This window comes from Brevibacterium sp. VCM10 (assembly GCF_000583215.1).
Taxonomy (GTDB): Bacteria; Actinomycetota; Actinomycetes; order Actinomycetales; family Brevibacteriaceae; genus Brevibacterium; species Brevibacterium linens.
This window is the reverse complement of record NZ_JAJB01000038.1, coordinates 72,793-92,243: the sequence shown is the minus strand read 5'-3', so window position 1 is coordinate 92,243 and position 19,451 is coordinate 72,793. Positions and strand designations below refer to the sequence as shown.

Genomic DNA, 19,451 nt, shown 5'->3' with positions numbered 1-19,451 from the left:
GGCTCAGCAACCTGGCGCCAGGTTGCTGAGCCGCCGTCGGGTAGTAATTAGCTCTCAGAAGAGGCCGGTGATGTTGCCGTCCTCGGTGACGTCGATCTTCAGCGCTGAGGGTTCGCGCGGCAGGCCCGGCATCGTCATGATGTCGCCGGCGATGACGACGACGAACCCGGCTCCGGCCGACAGCCGCACATCCTTGATCTCGATGACGTGGTCGGTCGGTGCCCCGCGCAGACTCGCATCCGTCGACAGCGAGTACTGGGTCTTCGCGATGCACACGGGTGCATCGCCGTAGCCCTCATCGGTGAACTGACGCAGCTTCCGTTTCACCTTGGTCGGCATATCAACATCCTCGGCCTGGTAGATCTGCTGCGCGATGGTGCGGATCTTCTCCTCCAGCGGCCGGTCGAGGTCATAGCTGTACTGTGCCCGCGACGTCGGATCGGCAGCAGGAGCCTCGGCATCCCCGGAAGCGGTCCCGGCGACGAAGACCGAGCCGTCATCGACGGCGGCCCCCGCATTGCTGATGCCGCCCGCAGCCTCGACGACCGCCTCGGCGAGCGCCAACGCACCCTTGCCGCCGTCGGCCCAGTGCGTGGACTCGACAGCGGCAACGCCGAGCCCGTCGAGGTGGGAGATCGCCGCGGCCATCTCTTCGTCCGTGTCCGTGGGGAACCGATTGAAGCACACGACGGGCGTCAGTCCGTAGATCTCGCGCAGGTTCCGACAGTGCAGCTCGAGATTGCTCATCCCCTCGAGCACCGCTGACACATCGGGCGAGTTGACGTCGGCAACGTCGACTCCCCCGTGGTACTTCAGCGCTCGCAGAGTCGCGACGACGACCACAGCCGAGGGCCAGATCCCGGCCGTGCGGCACTTGATGTCGAGGAATTTCTCGGCTCCGAGGTCAGCACCGAATCCTGCCTCCGTGACGACCCAGTCTCCCAGCGCCAGTCCGGCCTTGGTAGCCAAGAGACTATTGCAGCCGTGGGCGATGTTCGCAAACGGTCCGCCGTGGATGAACGCCGGCGAATGTTCCAAGGACTGCACGAGGTTCGGCGCCAGAGCTTTGCGCAGCAGCGCGGTCATGGCCCCGGCTGCCCCGATGTCCGCGACTGTGATCGGTTCCCGCCCCCTACTGTGCGCGAGCACGATCCGTCCCAGCCGTTCCTTGAGATCAGCCAGCGAGGTGGCCAGGCAGAACACCGCCATGACTTCGCTGGCGACGACGATGTCGAAGGCGTCCTCGCGAGGCACTCCCCCGTTGAGTCCACCGAGTCCGACGACGACTCCGCGCAGGGCTCGGTCGTTGAGGTCGACGACGCGGCGGAGGTGGATGCGCCGTGGGTCGACGTCGAGGCTGTTGCCGAAGTGAATGTGGTTGTCGAGCATCGTCGCAGCGAGGTTGTTCGCCGCCGCGATGGCCGCGAAGTCGCCGGTGAAGTGGAGGTTGATGTCCTCCATCGGCACGACCTGGGCGTATCCGCCGCCGGCCGCCCCGCCCTTCATCCCGAAGACCGGACCCATGCTCGGCTCCCGCAGCGCCAACACGGCCCGTCCGACCTCGGGTTTCGACCGGGCGAGTTCGTTGAGTCCGTCGGCCAGGCCGATGCTCGTCGTGGTCTTTCCCTCACCGGCCGGAGTCGGGCTCATGGCGGTGACGAGGATGAGTTTGCCGTCCGCGGCGGTCTCGGCCGCCCGATCGAGGACGTCGATGGGCACCTTCGCCTTCGTCCATCCGTGGGGAATGATGTCCTGCGCGTCGAGACCCAGCCCAGCGGCGATGTCGACGATGGGATCGAGCTCGGCGCTGAGCGCAATATCCATATCTGTGGTCATAAGGCCATCATGCCCGTTCTGCGCGATTTTGTGACCGTCACCGCCCCGAGAATTCGCGCAATGTGCACTGAGTTCCGCCCACCGCAACATCGACCTCGCCGAGGCGGCCCGCCGTTACGCGCTCGACTGAGCACATCGCGAGGTTCCCATTGAGCAAATCGCGGCACTCCCACTGAGCGTTTCGCGAACCCGCCCCAGAGCGGCCGACGCCTTACCCCGCATATTCCGAGCACTCCGGGCACCGAGTCATGAGGTCGTGCCGACAGCCGCGAACATGGAGGAGAAACCTCTCCGCCGAGTCCAGCGAGGTCCGCTGCGCCCGAATCGCCGACAGGCGAGCCACGATCACCTCCGCACGTCCCGCCTCACCACGGTGCAGGATCGCCCGGATCTCGGCGAGGCTCATGCCCACGCTCTGACACGACAGCACGATCCGACACCGGCTCAGATGCTCATCCGAATACTCACGGTGCCCAGCCGCAGTCCGGTCCGGCACGACGACGCCTTCGTCCTCCCAGTGCCTGAGCACATGCGCAGCCGTTCCCAGCTGCGCTGCCGCATCCCCGATCTTCATGACTCCATGATGACACCTTGACTTCAGGTTGACCTGAAGTTCTACCGTCGATTTATGATGACGCCGACCGATTGCAGCCCCGCCATCCGCATATCCACCGACCGCATCACCTTGAGCGATGGCGCCGAGGTGACCACCACGACCCTCGAACCGACCTCCCACGGCAACGTCGTTAGCCGCCTCGGCGAGGTCATCATCTGCCACGGAACCCCGTGGTCAGCACGGATGTGGCTGCCGCTTGCCCACGAGCTCGCGCAGACGAATCGCGTCCGCCTCTGGGACATGCCCGGCTACGGCGACTCGATTCCCGCCACATCCGGCGATTACATCGCCGATCCCTCCGAAACGTCGGCACAGCCGACGGACGATCCCCTCGCCGAGGCGGCCTCCGCCGTTGATCTCATCACCCAACGTCGTCGACTGGCCGAGCTCATCGACTGCTGGGACGTCTCGAATCCTTACGTCATCGCCCATGACATCGGCGGCGCTGTCGCTCTCGGCGCGCACCTGCTCGAGGGCTGCGATTTCGCGTCGTTGTATCTGCTCGACATCGTCACTCTCGACCCGTGGGGCTCACCGTTCTTCCGCCTCGTCGCCGAAAACGAAAAGGTCTTCGCCACCCTCCCACCTCGACTTCATCGCGCCCTGGTCCGCGAATACATCGCCGGGGCGGCGGCCACACCATCTGACGAATCTCGTTCGGGCGAAGTCCGCTCGAACCTCAGCGATGACCACATCACTGAACTCAGCGCCCCCTGGCGCACCGAAGCCGGTCAAGCTGCGTTCTACCGGCAGATCGTCGCGCTGCGCCCCGAGCACACGGCGCCCGTCGTCGACCACCTCGGTGAGGTGCGCTGCCCGGTCCGTATCGGGTGGGGTGAGGACGATCCGTGGATTCCGGTCGACCAGGCCGATCGCCTCGCCGAGGCGCTTCCCGGAAACCCGCACGTGACCCGGTTCCCGCACTCGGGCCACCTCGTCCCGCTCGAGGCGCCGCACGATCTGCTCGTCGATGTGACCGCTTGGCTCGACGTGTGAGAGTCGTGTGCGCGAAGATGGCGGTATGCGCGCATTCGACGAGCTCGTCACCGAGGCACAATCCGCCGATGTCACCGGGTGGGGGTTCGGCTGGCTCGATGGGCGCGCCACCGAGGAGCGACCGCCCTGGGGTTACGCAAGACTCCTCGCCGGGCGGCTGTCGACAGCGACCGCGGCCCTCGACATCGATACCGGCGGCGGTGAGGTCATCGACGAGGCTCCGGTACTGCCGCCGCGCATGGCGGTGACCGAGTCGTACCGCCCCAACATCGCCGTGGCCCGTCACCGGCTCGGTCCGCGTGGCGTCGATGTCGTCGAAGCCGACCCGCATCGGCTGCCGTTCGCCAACGGCAGCTTCGACCTCGTCACCTCCCGACATCCCGTGAGCCCCGCATGGTCGGAGATCGCTCGTGTGCTTGTCCCCGGCGGCACCTATCTCGCCCAGCACGTCGGTCCGGCCTCGGCGTTCGAGCTCATCGAGTTCTTCCTCGGACCGCTGCCGGAAAATCGCCGCTCACGGCACCCGCAGACCGAATCCGACGCCGCCGAGGCGGCCGGTCTCACGGTCGAAACGCTGCGCACCGCGCGCTGCCGCATGGAGTTCTTCGACGTCGGTGCGATCGTGTGGATCCTTCGCAAATGTCCGTGGTGGGTGCCCGACTTTTCGGTTGCCGACTATCTTCCGCAGCTGCGTGAACTCGATGCAACATTGCGCAAAGGCAAGCCCTTCGTCGCTCACTCGACGCGGCACCTCATCATCGCGTCAAAGCGCTGAGGCAATTCATCGCGACAGAACGCTGAGACACCTCGCCGCTCGATCACGAAGTCGAAACGCCACCCACGCGGAACCGTTCCGGCACACTGCCGGCTCCCGTGGCGAGGTCGGCTGCGAACTCACCGAGCAGCGGCGCGAACTTCGCTCCGTGCCCCGAACAGGCCGACACGATGACCAGGCCATCGACCTCGTCGATGACGAAGTCCTCATTCGGCGTGTTCGTGAACAGACATGTGGTCTCCGCGTACGGTTCCGGAATGAGTCCAGGCAGCTTCTTCTTCGCATAGTCGATCATCCGGGTCCGCATCTCCTCGGTGATCTGTCCGTCCTGGTCGAGCGCCGAGCCGATGACCTTCCCGCCGTTGAACTGCGCGAACTTCTGCCCCGCGAAACCGGCATCGCGTCCACCGGGCAGTCCGTAGGTGAACATCTCCCCGGATTTGTGGATGAACGTCGGCCAGGGTGTGCTCGGCCGTCCGTCTTCACCGGCATCGCGGTAGGGCATGTGGAAGGCCTGCTCCTGCCGCACTTCGAACCTCGGCAGCGCATCGAGAAACGCTTCCGGAAGGCCAAGATCGCCGAGGAGGTCGGGCAGCCACCCGCCCGCAGCGACGATGACATGGTCGCCCTCGACGGAATCCCCCTTCGCCGAGGTGGCTCGGTAGCCGCCTGCGGATTGTCGGGCCACCTCGGTGACCGTCCAATCGGTGAGGATCCGAGCCCGCCCGGTGTCCACCGCTTGGTCGAGCATGGTCGTCACCGTGGATTCGGCGTCGATGACGCCGGCGTCGGGGTGCCACAGGACGTCGGTATCGAAGGCGAATTGCGGCCACCGGTCGGAGGCACGTGCCGGGTCGAGGACTTCGTACTCGACGCCGACGGCTTCGAAGATCTCGGCGAGCAGATCCGTGTGCTGGGCGTCGCCGAAGTCGAGAGCTCCGGTGCGAGTGATCAGCTCGATCCCCGATTTCGCCTCGAGGTCGTCCCACAGCTCACGGGCACGCACGACGAGTTCGGTGTAGAGACGATCGGGATAGGCATACCGGAAGATCCGCGCTGAGCCATGGGAGCTGCCTCGGTCGTTGGCCGGCGTATGCCGTTCGAGTACGGTGACATCCTCGCCGCGCGCGGTCATGGAATACGCGGCTGCGGCACCGGCCAAGCCCGCTCCGATGACGATATGGTGGGTCATAGCAGTGCTCCTGTCGAGTGGGGGACGACGGTCGGCCCGGCTTCCTCGTAACTACTTCAACTTGAGGTCGGTCACGCAGGTGGGCCCATCGCTTCTCGTGGAGAAATCGGTCGTACCGGTCTTGCCCTCGGCGGTGACCTCGATGGTACCGGTGATGCCGGACGGCACCCAGAAGCCGACGAACCCGTTATCGAAGGTCGTCGTCGACTCGTCCACCACTGCTTCGCCCGTCTCTGAGTCTGTGATCACCACATCGACGTCCTTCTCGCTCATCTCGCCGAGGCAGGTCGTGAGGCTGTGGTAGAAGCAGTCGTGCGTCTCATCGACGAAGGGAGCGATGGAGACGTAGCTCTTCCCCTCCGGCAGTGCCATCGTCGCCTCTTGCTGTCCATCGGTGAGAACAAGTTCGTCAGGCTGGACCGAGGCCATGAGGTCGGTGGGCCTCTCGTCGACAGGCAGGCGATCGAGTTGATCGATGACTCCTGTGACGTCCTCGTCGGCCAGATCGAGGTCAGCTAGCAGCGTTTCAGCCGAACCCGACTGCACTGCTGCAGACTCTCCTGATTCTGTGGATGCTTCGCTTCCCGTTCCAGAAGCAGAACACCCCGTCAGGGCAAGAACGAAGGCCGCAGCCCCCAACACGAATTGCGTCGTCTTCATATATATCCCCATGTCACTACGGATGCAGAGCACGTATGCCGTCTTGGCAATCATACCCATAAGGGGTATAGGGTGACCGTGGCGGGTCCACGGGGAGGGGTGCCCTGAAAGGTTCCCATCTGCCGCCGAGCGAATCCGACGCGACCGTCTCACCGAACCAGGAGACCACTCATGAAGAAGCTCAATCCAGCCGCCCGCCTCACTGCGGTCACCGCAGCACTCGGACTGGCTCTGGCAGGCTGCTCAACTGCGAATGACGAGGGCCACGGATCGGGCGGAGAAGACTCCCACGGCAGCCACGAGTCCGCCTCGAGCGAAACTGATGGTTCCGACGACATGGACAGCACCGAATCCGGACACGGATCAGGTGGGCACGAAGGGCACGCCGCCGATGGCGGCGACCCGCCGAAGGGAATCACGAAGGCCGCCGACCCGAAGTTCGACGTCGGCGACACAGTCGTCCTCTCCGCCGACCACATGCCGGGAATGAAGGGCGCCGAGGCAACCGTCTCCGGCGCCTTCGACACCACGACCTACTCAATCAGCTACACGCCGACCGACGGCGGCGACCCGGTCAAGGATCACAAGTGGGTCGTCCACGAAGAGCTCAAGGACCCGGGCAAGGCACCGCTGAAGAAGGGCGACAAGGCCACCGTCAACGCCGATCATATGCCCGGAATGAAGGGTGCCGAGGCGACGATCGACTCAGCGACGGACGAGACCGTCTACATGGTCGACATCAAGACCGATGAGATGGAGATGACGAACCACAAATGGGTCGTCGAAAGCGAGATGAAACCCGCGAAGTAACGGAGTGGTTCACCAGGTCCGACCAAATCGTGCGAGGCAGTGCCAAAGCTTCTTGCTCTGCTGCCCGTCGAGGTCCGACACCCGCCTGGCACGTGCGACATGAATGGGGAGCAACTGGGTTGAGTTCGCCAGCCTCTCGACGATCCGCTGCGCGAGCTCGACCACATCCTGACCCCGATATTCCGGGTGCGCCGCAATTTCGGCAACCTCGGCGACATAGCCCGGATGAGTCTCGACGGCGAGACCACGGCGGTCCGCCGTCTCCAGCACCGCATGATCGGCGAAGCTTGGGTCGACCACCAATGCTTCAACATCATCGGGCACCTTCACCCCTCCGTGGATATGGGCCTCGATATAGCGATCGAGACGGTCGACGATGCCGCATCCCTGGGCAGCAGCCTGGCCGGCAGCCCGCTCGTCACGACGATAGTCGGCAATGAGCCTCATCCGGTCAGCAACCCCGAAGAGCTCCGGCTCAAAGGTGCTGTCCGGATAGGCGAAAGTCGCTCTTGCCAGAGTGGCCGGGCGAAGCCTCAGATAGGCCGACCCGAACCGCGGTGCCGGCCCAAAGGGGTCGCCGTCGAGGTCAAGTGCCCCATAGACCGGTCGGTGGTGCACCTCCACATGGTCATAGGCTCCACCGAAGATTCTCTGCTCCCAGAGCCACCGGTCGCCGCCGGGGAAGGCCGTCAGACCGCCATTGCTCGTGCCTGTGGCGAACTGGGAAAGATACTGTCCCAGCTGGAGAATCGACTCGAGCACCCCAGCCTCAGAGGCGTCATCACCGGGATGGAAATGCAGTGCCACCCGCGCCCCGACCGGCAGCTCGTGCCCTGGCGCGGAACGTGCTCGGACCCAGTGAAGTGCTGTTGCGGCTGGGTCCGATTGCGTCATCGTTCTTGGTTCGGCAACATCCCTGCGGCCTCGACGGCGCTGCGGACGATCTCCTCGAGACCGAACTCCGCCTTCCAGCTCAGCAGGGCCGAGATCCGGGTGACGTCGGCGACGAGTGCCGGCGGGTCACCGGCACGACGCTCACCCATGTCGGGGACGATGTCACGGCCGGTCGCCTCGGCGATGGTGTCGATGACTTCCTTCACCGAGGCGCCGGTTCCGGTGCCGACGTTGAACACGGTCTCCGTGGTGCCGCCGGCCTTCATGTAGTCCAACGCCGCGATGTGTGCCTCGGCGAGGTCCTTGACGTGGACGTAGTCGCGGATGCACGTGCCGTCGGGGGTGTCGTAGTCGTCGCCGAAGATGATCGGAGCTTTGCCGTCCTTGAGCCGTCCGAGCACGATCGGGATGAGGTTCATGACGGCGGTGTCGGCGAGGTCGTTCCAGCCGGCGCCGGCGACGTTGAAGTAGCGCAGCTTCACGGCGTTGAACGTCGTCCCCCGCATGGCCGAGGCGGTGATCTGGTTGTCGATCATCCACTCGCCGATGAGCTTCGTCTGACCGTAGGGATTGATGGGCCGGCAGTCGAGATCCTCAGGCACCATGTCGACATCGGGCATGCCATAGGTCGCGGCCGAGGAGGAGAAGACGAGCGATTCGATGCCGGTCGCTTCGACAGCGGCGAGGATGTTCGTCAGGGCGCCGATGTTCTGCCGGTAGTACATCACCGGTTCTTCGACGGATTCGCCGACCTGCTTCTTCGCGGCGAAGTGGATGATCGAGTCGACGCTGTGTTCCCTGATCGCGGACACCAGGCGCTCCTCGGCATCGGCTGCGGCCAGGTCGAGGTCGACCACGGGCAGGCCCTCGACGCGAGCGTCGATGCCGGTGGAGAAGTCGTCGACGACGAGGACGTCGTCACCGCGTTGGATGAGCAGCCGCACCACGTGCGAACCGATGTAGCCTGCCCCGCCTGTGACCAGTACTGCCATGCCCGGTCTCTCCTTCATCTCGACGACTCTTCACTGTCAGAATGCTCGGTATCAGAATACGCGCTCAGACTCCGAAGCTCTGATTCGGGCTGACTGCGCGATGGGAAAACATCGTGCACGAAAACGTTGCATGTCCAGGCCGACCACCAGCTGGCGCTGAGGGGGGTTACGCGTCATCTGCGGCAGCGTTATGGTGATCATAGGCTCCGGGTCAACGTGAAACCGGAGAGAACAGGAGCAAAAATCATGACGCAGTCAGTGACAGTTCCCGACCCGCATGGGTCAGAGAAGACTACTCGCGAGAACGCCGAACGCGGCTTCATCGCCTCCGACGCCCTGACCAAGAACCTCCAAACGGTTCTGGTCGACTTCATCGCTCTGAGCCTGACCGCCAAGCAGGCACATTGGAATATCGTGGGCACCAACTTCCGAGACCTGCACCTCAACCTCGACGAAGTCACGGACATCGCCCGTGCAGGCAGCGATGAGATCGCTGAACGCATGCGTGCCCTCCACTCCACTCCGGACGGTCGCCCCGCGGTGATCGCCGAACAGACAGGGCTGCCGGAGTTCCCGAACGGAGAGATCAGCACCCACGACGCCATCGATCACATGGTCGCGTCGATCGAGGCGACCGTGGCTTCGATGCGTGACTGCCACGACGAAGTCGACTCGGCGGACCCGACGACCGCCGACATCTTCCACAGCTACATCGCGCAGCTTGAGCAGCAGGCCTGGTTCATCAGCGCAGAGACCCGCACACCCAAGTGAGCCACTGAGCTGAACCGCTGCTGAAACAGTTCGGGCCGCCTCCCCGTCGTCACGATCGGGTAGGCGGCCTTTCGTCGTCGACGCCCGGAACTGTCATCGTCGGCCATCGATGATCGCGACGAGGTGTTCGGCAATGGCAAGCGCCGAGGTGGCTCCCGGGGAGGGCGCGTTCCTTACGAACATCGCGGCTCCCGCCCGATCGATGACGAAATCATCAACGAGTGTTCCATCCCGATTCATGGCCTGCGCGCGGATTCCGCGGGTGGCGCGGTGACCGTCGGCTGCGGCGAGCGAGGGGACGTAGCGGGCCGCCTCGGCGACGAATTTCTCGATCGAGAGCACTCCGGGCAGTTCACGGGCCGCGGTGGCCATGTTGCCGGCGGCGAAACGCCAGAATCCTGGGTCGGCGGCCACGGCCAGCGAGTCGGGGATGTTGAGGCCGAGACCTCGGTAGCCTTCGCGGGAGAAGGAGAGGAAGGCGTTGGGTCCGATCATCAGGCCGCCGTCGATGCGGCGGGTGACGTGGACGCCGAGGAAGGGGTACTTCGGATCCGGGACGGGGTAGATGAGGCCGTTGACCGCGGTGCTGTATTCCTCGTCGAGGATGAAGTACTGGCCGAAGAAGGGCACCACGGTCGGGGTGCGATTCTGGCCGGAGCGCGCGGCCAGCCGGTCGGATTGGAGTCCGGCGCAGACGATGACGTGGTCGAATTCCTGGGCGTCGACCGGGGTGCGGACGATGGCGGTGTCACCGGTGGGGCCGCCTCGGTGATCGATGCTTCTGACCGGGGTGGAGAAGCGGACGCGGCCTCCGTGGGCGCGGAAGTCGGCGACGAGGGCGTCGGTGAGGCCGGGGTAGTCGATGATCGCGGTGTGGGGTGAGTGGAGGGCGGCGAGGCCTTCGGCGTTCGGTTCGATGTCGCGCAGTCCGTCGCGGTCGAGCAGGGCGATGTCCGGTACGCCGTTGGCCAGAGCGCGGTCGTGGATGGCGTGGAGGCGTTCGACTTCTGTCTCGTCGGTGGCGACGACGACCTTGCCGCATTCGTCTACAGCGACATTGTGGTCGTTTGCGAAGTCGCGGATGAGGTCGACACCGCGGCGACAGAGCGTGGCTTTGAGGCTGCCCGGCTCGTAGTAGAGACCGGCGTGGACGACTCCGGAATTGTGCCCGGTCTGATGGGCGGCGGGGTGGTCTTCTTTCTCGAAGAGGGTGACGTCGGCGGAGTCGTGGCGGCCCAGGATCTCGCGGGCGACGGCGGCTCCGATGATGCCGGCTCCGACCACTGCCCATCGCGTGTGCTTGACCATGTTTCAACTCCCTCGTCGATCTCCGTCGTTCCTGCCGTTCGACTCGACTGTAGATGCTGACGAAGCGTCCGTTTCGGTCCGTCCACACCATGGAAGCCGTGACCTTGCCGCTGGTCGATTGGTCACAGGTCGACATCGCATGCAGTTCTTTCAATCCCAATTTGTGACATATGGACGCAACACAATGACTCGGTCATGACTGTCGCATCTTCCGGAACGATGGAGCTACCTGCGACCGCCAGGCCTGTGAACTGGCCTTTTGTCGGCTACAGCACCCGCGAGACCTGGCTGACAGGATTTCACAACGCCCGCCTGTTTCTACTTCAACGTAACTATAACGACGAGGTAACTTTTCTTGTGATTCACTGATTACTTCTTCATTACTCCGTAACGTTGTGAGGGATCTGTCAGGAAACTGCCCGTTTCCGTCCAGGCCAAGCTTGGAAATGATCAGGATTCGAACGATGTGGAGAACCATGAGAAAACTGAGAGGCCGGCCCGGAACCGGTCGGAAGATCGCGGTGGGGTCTGTCGCCGCAGCGACAGCTGTGGGACTGACGCTGCTGACGACCTCGCCCGGTGCCGCCGATGAACAGAACCCGAACGAAGACTCAGAAGCCTACGGGCAGCTGATCAATGCTGACATTTTGACCGCAGACGCTGTCGACGCTCTCTCGGCGTACAGCAGTTCTCCGTCGAGCACGGACGAGGACAGCACTCCGATCAACGCTGAGGTGCTCCAAGCCATCGGAGTCGAACTTCCCGGAATCGGTATCCCCCTCATCAGCAACGAGGGTGGCGACGGCCTTCTCGAACTCGGCGAGGGCGGAGCACTCAATACGTATGGGCACGCTCCTGCCTACAATGACGCTACTGCCAGTGCCGGCGCAGTCGGGGCAGACGGCGGACTCAATCTCGATGACATCAACAACGGGGAGTACGGCAACGCCAAGGTCGACCTGACCTCGGTACTCGGCCAGCTCAATCTCGACGGTGTCACCGATCAGGTCGTCGATGAGCTCAGCCTTGAGCTCGGCGCAATCGCGTCGACCGCTAACAGCAACGGTGAAGCGGATGACTCCGAGTATGCCGTCGCCGACGGCATACTCACGGTCTCCAGCCCTGCGGTCGGCGGCCTGTCCGACGACCTCAACGAAGTCGTCGACGGTGCAGGTGGCACTCTCGAAGAGGTCATCGGCGAAGAGGGGCTGGTCAACGAACTCGCCAGTCTCGGAGTCGATGTCAACATTCCGGGAATCGCACGCGTTGCAGTCGCAGGTGACGATGCCACCGTGTCGGTGGAGGTCCGCGATGCACTGGACAGCGTCGTCGAGAACGTCGTCAACGAGGCGCTCGAGGACGAAGCGGGGATTGTCTCGATCGATCTCGCCGAAGGTGACATCAAGATCGACCTCGCGAAGATCGTCAAGGGCGGGGACGCCTCTGACCTCAACGGTCTCGACCCGAACACTCAGGTACTCACCTCGGACACGATCTCGAAGATCACCGATGCCGTGGCCGATGCGCTCGGCGCGCTGTCCGGCAAGGTCAACGAGACTCTTTCTGACGCACTCAACGACGTTCATCTCGTCATCGATCTGCCGGCAGTCGCAACATTGGGCCCTGTGACCCTTGCGAGCGGGTCGGTGAACGTTGATGCGACCTTGGGACAACTCGCAGGCACGGATGATTCCTCCGACCCGACGATCACAACCGATCTCGACATCGCGGGGCTGCCTGTCGGTGATCTCATCTCTGACCTCACCGAACCTCTGCTTGAGGAACTGCTCGGCATCACCGAGCCGCTCATCGGCGGAATCCTTGAATCCACAGCTGATGAAGTCGCTGGAGCTGTGACCGGTATCGTCAACCCACTGCTCGATACTCTCGATCCGGTCTTCGAGGCACTCAACCAGGTCGTCGATCTGACGATCAACGAGCAGCCGACCGCGAAGGATCCTGCAGAGGAAAGCCAGGTCAAGGGCAACAACGGACCCGGCTTCACCGTCAGCGCGGTGAGCCTGGAACTGCTCCCGACCGCCGATGCCATCGACATCAACCTGGCCTCGTCCTCGGTCCGTGCGACCGCGGACGCACCGGCCCCGGGCGATGATGACGCCAACGCCAACGCAGCGGCCTCGGCATCGGCCTCGGCCGACGCCGATGGAAACAACGATCCCGACGCACAGGCCGCCTCCGAAGCAGCTGCCGACAACAATGCCGACAACACGGCATCGGCAGCAGCAGACGAGAACGCCGAAGCAGCCGCCGAGTCGGCAGCGACCGAGGACGCATCCTCCGAGGCCTCCGCTGATTCGACAACGGATGAGAACGCTTCGTCGACGGCAGCCTCACAGGCCGCTGCGCAGGCTGACAATACCGATGACACGAACGCAGAGGCATCGACGGCGTCGGACGCCAACTCCGCAGCCGCCTCTGAGGCCGCTTCCACCGCTGACTCCTCGAACGAGGCCTCCGCAGAGGCAGCAGCCGAGTCTGACGCCAGCGCAGCAGCAGATCCTGATGCCGCCAACGAAGCCGATGCGAATGCCAATGTGAACGCAGCCGCTTCGGCCTCGGCTTCGGCCAACGCCGATGACGAAAGCAACGCGGCAGCTGAGGCAGCAGCAGTAGCAGCTGCCGATGACGATGCCAACAACACGGCATCGGCAGCAGCTGACGAGAACGCCGAAGCAGCCGCAGAATCCGCCGCCAACGAAGAGGCCTCCTCGGAGACCTCGGCTGACGCGACATCGGATCCGAACGCTTCGGCACAGCAGGCAGCCAATGCCGCCGCAAACGCCGACAACTCGGACTCGACGAACGCCGATGCTTCGGCCGCTGCTGATGCCGATCCGGCTGCAGCAGCCTCGGCAGCCTCGACCGCGGATTCCTCCTCGGAAGCTTCGGCCAACGCAGCGGCTGACGCCGACGGTGCTGATGACGGAGCCGCGGCCACCGCTTCGGACGATTCCGATGCGAGTGCCAACGTGAACGCTGCCGCTTCGGCCTCGGCTTCGGCCAACGCCGATGACAACAGCAACGCAGTCGCCGAGGCAGCCGCCCAGGCAGCAGCCGACAACGACGCCAACAACACGGCATCGGCAGCAGCCGACGAGAACGCCGAAGCAGCCGCAGAATCCGCCGCCAACGAAGAGGCCTCCTCGGAGACCTCGGCGGACGCCACCTCGGATCCGAACGCCTCGGCACAGAAGGCAGCCAACGCCGCCGCAAACGCCGACAACTCGGACTCGACAAACGCTCAGGCGTCTGCGGCAGCCAACGCCAACGCCGGTGCCGCCGCTTCGGCAGCGTCGACGGCGGACTCCTCCTCGGAGGCATCCGCGTCCGCGGCCGCCGACGGTGACGAGGCAAACGCTTCAGCCGACGGAGGCGCAGCCAGCGCCTCGGCTGACGGCGACGAAGCAAACGCCAGCGCTTCGAGCGATTCTGAGAAGGCCGCCTCGGCGAACTCCTCGGCATCGTCGGACGCCGGTTCCGCGGCAAACGCCGGAGCCGGGGCAAACGCCTCGGCCGGTTCGAGCACGAACGCCTCGGGCAACGCCGGTGGCGACCTGCCGCGGACGGGTGCCGACGGCGTCCCGGCCATGGCCGGATTCGCCGCTCTGCTCATCGCCGGCGGTGCAGCAGCGGTGTGGGCAACCCGCCGCTACCGCGCCTCGGCTGGTAAGCACTGAAGCCAGCAGGCACTGAGGTGACCCAGCTCAGGCACTGAGCTGAAACCGCGAACGGCGGGATCGAAGAGAAATCTTCGGTCCCGCCGTTCGGCTGTTCCCCCGCCGTTCGTCATTGACTCGACGGACGCATCCGCCCGACGCCGCCCCAGCGAAGACCTACAACCCGCGCCCAGCCTCCCACGGTTCCTCGGAGGCACCGGTGATCAGGGCGTTGACCGACATGGCCTGCGCATCGGTGAACGATGCGATATAGTCCACGACCGCCCGCGCCCTGCCCCGCCGCACGATCCCGGCCGCGCCCTCCTCCCCCAGTGCTTGAGGGTTGCGTGCATACAGATCCGAATACTCCTGCGTGGCCGCCTCGACGGAATCAACAAGCCTGCGCGGTATCCGCGTGGCTTCATCCGGGTCGAGCAGCCACTCATGGAATCCCTCGACCAGGGACGCGATGATCCGCGTCTGCCCACGCTGATACACGGCCAGGTCAGAGCGCTCGAGCACGAACCGCGCATGCACGAACTTGAGCACCACGACATCGTGCCAAGCCTCCTGGCTCAGTCGCACGTGACCGCTGCGGATATGCGGATCCGGGTCGACGACGATCGAGGCCTGCAAGCGGTCGATCCACCGCCGAGTGAACCCGGTGACCGCCCGATCAGCCTCCAGTCCCCCGTCGTAGGGAACGCCGAGCAGCCCCTCGACGAGATCCCGATTCACCCGCTCCACCGACTCCCGGAACGCCTCCTCCGAGGCGATCCACGGATCCTTCTCCCCGATGTGTCGCCGGATCGCCTCGAGCGCATGGCCGGGACGGCGCCGATCCAGCTCCGCAGAATCCAGGGCCGCCAACTCCCGATGATCGCGCAGCCACCGCCCGAGCTCGGCGGATACAGCCGTGTACTGCAGCACGTTCGACCGGTAGAAATCGTCCAGGTCGTGCACCGCATACGCAATATCGTCGGCGACATCCATGACCGCGCACTCGAGCGTCTGCTGATACGTCCCGATCGCCGGGAACGCCGAGAGCACCTCGGCCATCTCCTCGACTTCGGTGGCATAGGCGGAGAACTTCATCGCCCCCTCGCTGACATCATCACCGACCCCGCGCGGCATCCTGGCCGCCGACGACGCCCGATCGCCCGTCCATTCCCCGCGCTCCCACGGGTATTTGAGCACCGCGGCCCGAATCGCTCGGGTGAGGTTGAGACCGCGCGCCGTAGCCTCGCAGCTGTCGAGGGCAGTGAGGATCCGAAACGTCTGCGCGTTGCCCTCGAATCCGTCGTCGAGGCGCAGCACCTGCCGCGACACCCGGTCGAGCTCCTTCTCGCCGAGGTGGCCGAACGGCGGGTGCCCCAGATCGTGGGCGGCCGCGGCCGCCTGGACGACAACAGGGTCACACCCGCCGAGGCGGCTGACCGTTTCCCGAGTCGCCTCGTCAGCGTTATTCAACGTGATCGCGATCGACCGGGCCACCGCAGAGACCTTGAGCGAATGCGTCAGCCGGTTGTGGATGACCGTGCCGGACCCGGCCTGCGGAATGACCTGGGTGACCGAGGCCAGGCGGGAGAAGAACGGGGAGAAACGGATCCGTTCGATATCGACGCGGAACTCGTCCTCTCCCGGGCGAGCCTCCTCGGCGACGTTGCGATCGCGCCCACCTGTGGTGTGAAATCTCTGTCGTTCCATTCGATCAGCCTACCGATCGGCACCGGCTCAAGGTGAGAGGAACACCGGCGACGAGGCGGACGATGGTTCTCTTTCACACCGTCCGTTGCCGTCCCGACTGCGTTTTCCGTGACCAGGTGCTGCGCCCGGTGATGGTCAGCCACAAACCGCCGATGGACATCAGGACACCGCCGATGAGCCCGACGCCGGAGCGACGACCGGCCTCTCCGTCAATGAATTCCTGGGTGACCCCCACGAGGACTATCACTCCGAAGATCAGAATCGCCGCACCCATGACGCGCAGGATCGTCTTCGAGCGTCCGAAGACCAAGATCGACAGGTAGGCGACGAGGACCAGGAGCATCCCGAACCCGACGACCGTCTTGAAGATCGCGTCCTCAGGGTCGTCGGCGGCGGTGACGAGACAGAACACGCCGATCCAGCCGATAACGGCGGAAGGCAGCACGACGGTCATGATGATCGCGGAGACCGCCTCGACGAAGGACTGTGCCCGGGCCAGTCCGGACGAGATCTGCTGGCCCCGCTCCTGGCACCGCGAGATGCGGATGTGGACGATGACTGCAGTGAGTGGCCATCCGATGAGCACGAGCACACCGAGGATGTAGAGAGAGATCGCGATGGCCTCGGCGAACCCGCCGAGCAGGGCAGCACCGACGATGAGGATCATCCCCGGTGCAAGGAAAATCAACAGGGTCTCTCTCATCCGGTCTCCTAGTCCGATGGCTCGCTTCTCGGCGAATCGCTGCACCTTCAGTATGGCAGGCAACGCCCCGTGGCCTTCCGATCCTGCAGATCCCGGATCCTTGAGACTCGTGTCACAGCATCGTATGGTGAAGATACCAGTAGGAGGTGGTCACAATGACCGGAGTCAATGAAGATTTCTACCAGCCCCAGACCCACCCCGGCGACATCATCGAAGTCGAGGACGAAGAGACCGGTGAGATGGTCAAGCACATGATCTACCTCGACGAATTCGGCAACGGCACGAAGACGCGGCCGTTGAGCGAAGACGAACTCAAGGACCTCGACGAGGCCTGATCCTTCCCGAAACTGGGCCCGGCCGACCCTCGCCCAGGCGGCTTCCACACTTCCCGTCTCACCGCCGACTCATGGAGGTGGGGCACACCCTCACCAGCGGGCGCGCACGGTTTCGGTGGGGCCGTCGACCTCGGTGAAGCCGGCGTCGACGACGCTGATCTGCTGATCGTTCGCCGCCCACGCGTCCTTCGTCGCAGTCTGCACTCGCAGACTGAACCCCGACTCACGCCAACGGTCCCGCACATCGTCGGGCATCTGCTCGAACGCCAACTGCGCGGCGTGCCCGCATTGCGCGGCTGCCTTCCCAGTCGTCAGCGTCAGCTCGGGTGAGAGTTCGATCGTCACAACCGCCTCGGCGGCGGGGACCGTCGATTCGCCCTCATCCGGGAACTCGGTGCCGCCGACTTGCAGCTTCTTCAGCTCAGGCGGCAGGGGTGCGACGGGTCCGGGCGCGAAGACGAGCGCCTCGGCGGGGGCGAATTCTTCGGTGCCGCCGAAGGTCACGCTCACACACCCGAGGGCACGCGCGTCGTCGAGTTTCTTCCCATCTCCGCGGCGCACGACCTTGCGGATGGCTCCGTCACGCCAGTAGTCGACGGCGTCATTCCATTCCCCGCCCGGCTGCGAGCGCGGATCGTCGAGGAAGGTCACGACAGCGTGGGCGGTGGCCTCGAGGACATCGATATGGCGGGTGATGGCTGTCTTGGATCGGCGCACGACGATCGGCAGGGACCACGGGATATCGTGGTCGGTTTCGTGCCGACGCATGTGCTCGGCACGCAGATTGTCGGTCGGCAGATCGTTCGGCTGCGGATGCTCGGGCAGCGTGCTGTCGGTCAAGGTTTCGCTCCTGCAAGGTCTGTGTCCGTGAGTGTCCGCCATCGGGGTCGGGGACTGCCGGCGTCACGGTCCCACAGTCATAACAGTCACGGCCGCCGGATATTCCGCGACATCGCCACCGGCTGCCGGACGCCGCCATCGTCGCGTCCCGAACGCCGGCGGACACTCAGCACGCCGGCTCGGCGGCCTCGATAAGCTGGGAAGCATTGCCGCCGACCCAGAAAGAGGCCGATGATTCCCGGCGTGACCGTCGATCCCGCGCTCACCGATGCGCTGCTGGCCACCATTCCCGCTGACATCGTGGCGTCGATGTCGCCCCAGATGCGCGAGGTCATGGCCGTGCAGGCCACCCGGGCCGACGAGTGCCGCCACGCCGGCGAGGAATTCGCCGCTGCCGCCGGTGACCTCTCTCCTGCCGCGCGATCCTTGGCAGCCAAACGCGCCGAGTACCGCGCCGAACGCGCGCTGTGGAATGAGGGCGGCCCGACCATGGCCCGCACGGATGATCACCACATCCGCACCGCCGGGGTCGACGTTCCGATCCGCATCCATCGCCCCATCGCCGAGGCGGTCCTGCCCGGACTCGTGTTCCTCCACGGGGGCGGGTTCAGCCTCGGCGACCTCGATACGCACGACCGGATCATGCGTGTGCTCGCCGCGTCCGGTGGTTTCGCCGTCATCGGAGTCGACTATTCGCTGTCACCGGAAGTGAAGTTCCCGCAGGCGCTGAACGAGTGCGCCGGAATCGTCGACCACCTCGCCGGCCACGGTGATCAGTTCGGCATCGACGGAGCACGTCTGGCCATCGTCGGCGATTCCGCCGGGGCGGTGCTGACCCTCGGGGCTGGCCTGCTGCTGCGGGATGAGCCGGAGTCCATCGGCGCAAATCCCGCGAGCTTCTCGGCGCTGCGCGCCCTCCTGCCCATCTACGGCAGCCATGGTCTCACCGACTCGGCCAGTCGCCGGCTCTTCGGCGGTGACTGGGACGGCATGGGCATCCACGACCTCAGCAACCTCCTTGATGACTACCTGCCCACCCCGGAGGATGAACACTCACCATTGGTGGCGCACCTGACCGCCGACCTGTCCGGTCTGCCACCGGTGTTCGTCGCCGCCGCCGGCCTCGATCCGCTGCGCGATGACAGCCGGGCGTTGGCCCGGACGCTGCAGCGGGCCGGCAACGATGTGACGTTTGAGGAGTACCCGCAGGTGCTGCACTCATTCCTCCACTTCGGTCGCATCCTCGATGACACGAACACGGTACTGGACCACGCAGCAGCCTTCGCGGCACGCCGCTTGAACTGATTTCGACACTCGTCTGCCCCGCCGACACCGGCGA

18 protein-coding genes are annotated in these 19,451 nt (G+C 64.9%); 8 read left to right on the top strand and 10 right to left on the bottom strand.

Annotated elements, in window-relative coordinates; translation table 11 throughout:
- Positions 1-54 precede the first annotated feature (54 nt).
- Positions 55-1,836: a formate--tetrahydrofolate ligase gene (locus AD89_RS0112345; protein ID WP_025779310.1), complete on the bottom strand. Its 1,782-nt coding sequence runs from the start codon at positions 1,834-1,836 to the stop codon at positions 55-57.
- Between the two features lie 211 nt (positions 1,837-2,047).
- The gene (locus tag AD89_RS18610) at positions 2,048-2,410 is read right to left on the bottom strand and encodes a MerR family transcriptional regulator (RefSeq protein ID WP_025779308.1); all 363 of its coding nucleotides are present in this window, start codon (positions 2,408-2,410) and stop codon (positions 2,048-2,050) included.
- A gap of 54 nt (positions 2,411-2,464) precedes the next feature.
- Between AD89_RS18610 and AD89_RS0112335 the strand changes: the two genes are divergently transcribed.
- Both AD89_RS0112335 and AD89_RS0112330 read left to right on the top strand, forming a co-directional pair.
- Positions 2,465-3,448: an alpha/beta fold hydrolase gene (locus tag AD89_RS0112335; RefSeq protein ID WP_025779306.1), complete on the top strand. Its 984-nt coding sequence runs from the start codon at positions 2,465-2,467 to the stop codon at positions 3,446-3,448.
- Positions 3,449-3,473: 25 nt separating this feature from the next.
- Positions 3,474-4,223, top strand: a complete 750-nt coding sequence (locus AD89_RS0112330) for a class I SAM-dependent methyltransferase (RefSeq protein WP_025779304.1) — start codon at positions 3,474-3,476, stop codon at positions 4,221-4,223.
- A 43-nt stretch (positions 4,224-4,266) separates the two neighbouring features.
- Here AD89_RS0112330 and AD89_RS0112325 read toward each other — a convergent pair whose 3' ends face one another.
- A complete protein-coding gene (locus tag AD89_RS0112325; protein ID WP_025779302.1) occupies positions 4,267-5,415 on the bottom strand; it encodes an FAD-dependent oxidoreductase in 1,149 nt (382 codons plus the stop codon).
- Positions 5,416-5,466: 51 nt separating this feature from the next.
- Positions 5,467-6,228, bottom strand: coding sequence for a CueP family metal-binding protein (locus AD89_RS18605; protein ID WP_231488643.1), 762 nt, complete (start codon positions 6,226-6,228; stop codon positions 5,467-5,469).
- An 18-nt stretch (positions 6,229-6,246) separates the two neighbouring features.
- Between AD89_RS18605 and AD89_RS0112315 the strand changes: the two genes are divergently transcribed.
- A complete protein-coding gene (locus tag AD89_RS0112315; RefSeq protein WP_025779298.1) occupies positions 6,247-6,885 on the top strand; it encodes a YdhK family protein in 639 nt (212 codons plus the stop codon).
- A gap of 9 nt (positions 6,886-6,894) precedes the next feature.
- Here AD89_RS0112315 and AD89_RS0112310 read toward each other — a convergent pair whose 3' ends face one another.
- On the bottom strand, positions 6,895-7,692 hold the full coding sequence (locus AD89_RS0112310; protein ID WP_051505240.1) for a DUF3626 domain-containing protein: 798 nt from the start codon (positions 7,690-7,692) through the stop codon (positions 6,895-6,897).
- An 83-nt stretch (positions 7,693-7,775) separates the two neighbouring features.
- Positions 7,776-8,771 (bottom strand): UDP-glucose 4-epimerase GalE, encoded by a 996-nt coding sequence (gene galE / locus AD89_RS0112305; RefSeq protein WP_025779294.1) that lies wholly within the window; start codon positions 8,769-8,771, stop codon positions 7,776-7,778.
- A 246-nt stretch (positions 8,772-9,017) separates the two neighbouring features.
- On the opposite strand from galE, the gene AD89_RS0112300 reads away from it, so the two are divergent.
- Positions 9,018-9,542, top strand: a complete 525-nt coding sequence (locus AD89_RS0112300; RefSeq protein ID WP_025779292.1) for a Dps family protein — start codon at positions 9,018-9,020, stop codon at positions 9,540-9,542.
- 93 nt (positions 9,543-9,635) lie between these two features.
- Here AD89_RS0112300 and lhgO read toward each other — a convergent pair whose 3' ends face one another.
- Positions 9,636-10,850 (bottom strand): L-2-hydroxyglutarate oxidase, encoded by a 1,215-nt coding sequence (gene lhgO / locus AD89_RS0112295; protein WP_025779290.1) that lies wholly within the window; start codon positions 10,848-10,850, stop codon positions 9,636-9,638.
- A gap of 195 nt (positions 10,851-11,045) precedes the next feature.
- On the opposite strand from lhgO, the gene AD89_RS19975 reads away from it, so the two are divergent.
- Both AD89_RS19975 and AD89_RS19345 read left to right on the top strand, forming a co-directional pair.
- Positions 11,046-11,219, top strand: a complete 174-nt coding sequence (locus AD89_RS19975) for a hypothetical protein (RefSeq protein WP_155807429.1) — start codon at positions 11,046-11,048, stop codon at positions 11,217-11,219.
- A gap of 107 nt (positions 11,220-11,326) precedes the next feature.
- Positions 11,327-14,548 (top strand): choice-of-anchor G family protein, encoded by a 3,222-nt coding sequence (locus AD89_RS19345; RefSeq protein WP_025779288.1) that lies wholly within the window; start codon positions 11,327-11,329, stop codon positions 14,546-14,548.
- 156 nt (positions 14,549-14,704) lie between these two features.
- Here AD89_RS19345 and AD89_RS0112285 read toward each other — a convergent pair whose 3' ends face one another.
- Positions 14,705-16,234 (bottom strand): deoxyguanosinetriphosphate triphosphohydrolase family protein, encoded by a 1,530-nt coding sequence (locus AD89_RS0112285; RefSeq protein ID WP_025779286.1) that lies wholly within the window; start codon positions 16,232-16,234, stop codon positions 14,705-14,707.
- Positions 16,235-16,307: 73 nt separating this feature from the next.
- On the bottom strand, positions 16,308-16,937 hold the full coding sequence (locus AD89_RS0112280; protein WP_155807427.1) for a hypothetical protein: 630 nt from the start codon (positions 16,935-16,937) through the stop codon (positions 16,308-16,310).
- 155 nt (positions 16,938-17,092) lie between these two features.
- Between AD89_RS0112280 and AD89_RS0112275 the strand changes: the two genes are divergently transcribed.
- Complete coding sequence (locus AD89_RS0112275; protein WP_025779282.1) at positions 17,093-17,272, top strand: hypothetical protein; 180 nt, start codon at positions 17,093-17,095, stop codon at positions 17,270-17,272.
- Between the two features lie 90 nt (positions 17,273-17,362).
- On the opposite strand, the gene AD89_RS0112270 is transcribed toward AD89_RS0112275, so the two are convergent.
- Positions 17,363-18,112 carry a peptidyl-tRNA hydrolase gene (locus AD89_RS0112270; protein WP_331279725.1) on the bottom strand — a complete coding sequence of 250 codons (750 nt, stop codon included), beginning with the start codon at positions 18,110-18,112 and terminating at the stop codon, positions 17,363-17,365.
- A gap of 243 nt (positions 18,113-18,355) precedes the next feature.
- Between AD89_RS0112270 and AD89_RS0112265 the strand changes: the two genes are divergently transcribed.
- Entirely contained in the window at positions 18,356-19,417 is a 1,062-nt protein-coding gene (locus tag AD89_RS0112265; protein WP_231488641.1) for an alpha/beta hydrolase fold domain-containing protein, read from the top strand.
- The last annotated feature ends 34 nt before the right edge of the window (positions 19,418-19,451 follow it).

Excerpts from the sequence above, each read along its gene's own strand:
- AD89_RS0112285 (WP_025779286.1), bottom strand. The coding sequence starts at position 16,234 with ATGGAACGACAGAGATTTCACACCACAGGTGGGCGCGATCGCAACGTC.
- AD89_RS19345 (WP_025779288.1), top strand. The coding sequence starts at position 11,327 with ATGAGAAAACTGAGAGGCCGGCCCGGAACCGGTCGGAAGATCGCGGTG.
- AD89_RS0112280 (WP_155807427.1), bottom strand. The coding sequence starts at position 16,937 with ATGAGAGAGACCCTGTTGATTTTCCTTGCACCGGGGATGATCCTCATC.
- AD89_RS0112300 (WP_025779292.1), top strand. The coding sequence starts at position 9,018 with ATGACGCAGTCAGTGACAGTTCCCGACCCGCATGGGTCAGAGAAGACT.
- AD89_RS0112330 (WP_025779304.1), top strand. The coding sequence starts at position 3,474 with ATGCGCGCATTCGACGAGCTCGTCACCGAGGCACAATCCGCCGATGTC.
- AD89_RS18610 (WP_025779308.1), bottom strand. The coding sequence starts at position 2,410 with ATGAAGATCGGGGATGCGGCAGCGCAGCTGGGAACGGCTGCGCATGTG.
- AD89_RS0112335 (WP_025779306.1), top strand. The coding sequence starts at position 2,465 with ATGATGACGCCGACCGATTGCAGCCCCGCCATCCGCATATCCACCGAC.
- AD89_RS0112275 (WP_025779282.1), top strand. The coding sequence starts at position 17,093 with ATGACCGGAGTCAATGAAGATTTCTACCAGCCCCAGACCCACCCCGGC.
- AD89_RS19975 (WP_155807429.1), top strand. The coding sequence starts at position 11,046 with ATGACTGTCGCATCTTCCGGAACGATGGAGCTACCTGCGACCGCCAGG.
- AD89_RS0112315 (WP_025779298.1), top strand. The coding sequence starts at position 6,247 with ATGAAGAAGCTCAATCCAGCCGCCCGCCTCACTGCGGTCACCGCAGCA.
- AD89_RS0112345 (WP_025779310.1), bottom strand. The coding sequence starts at position 1,836 with ATGACCACAGATATGGATATTGCGCTCAGCGCCGAGCTCGATCCCATC.
- lhgO (WP_025779290.1), bottom strand. The coding sequence starts at position 10,850 with ATGGTCAAGCACACGCGATGGGCAGTGGTCGGAGCCGGCATCATCGGA.
- AD89_RS0112325 (WP_025779302.1), bottom strand. The coding sequence starts at position 5,415 with ATGACCCACCATATCGTCATCGGAGCGGGCTTGGCCGGTGCCGCAGCC.
- galE (WP_025779294.1), bottom strand. The coding sequence starts at position 8,771 with ATGGCAGTACTGGTCACAGGCGGGGCAGGCTACATCGGTTCGCACGTG.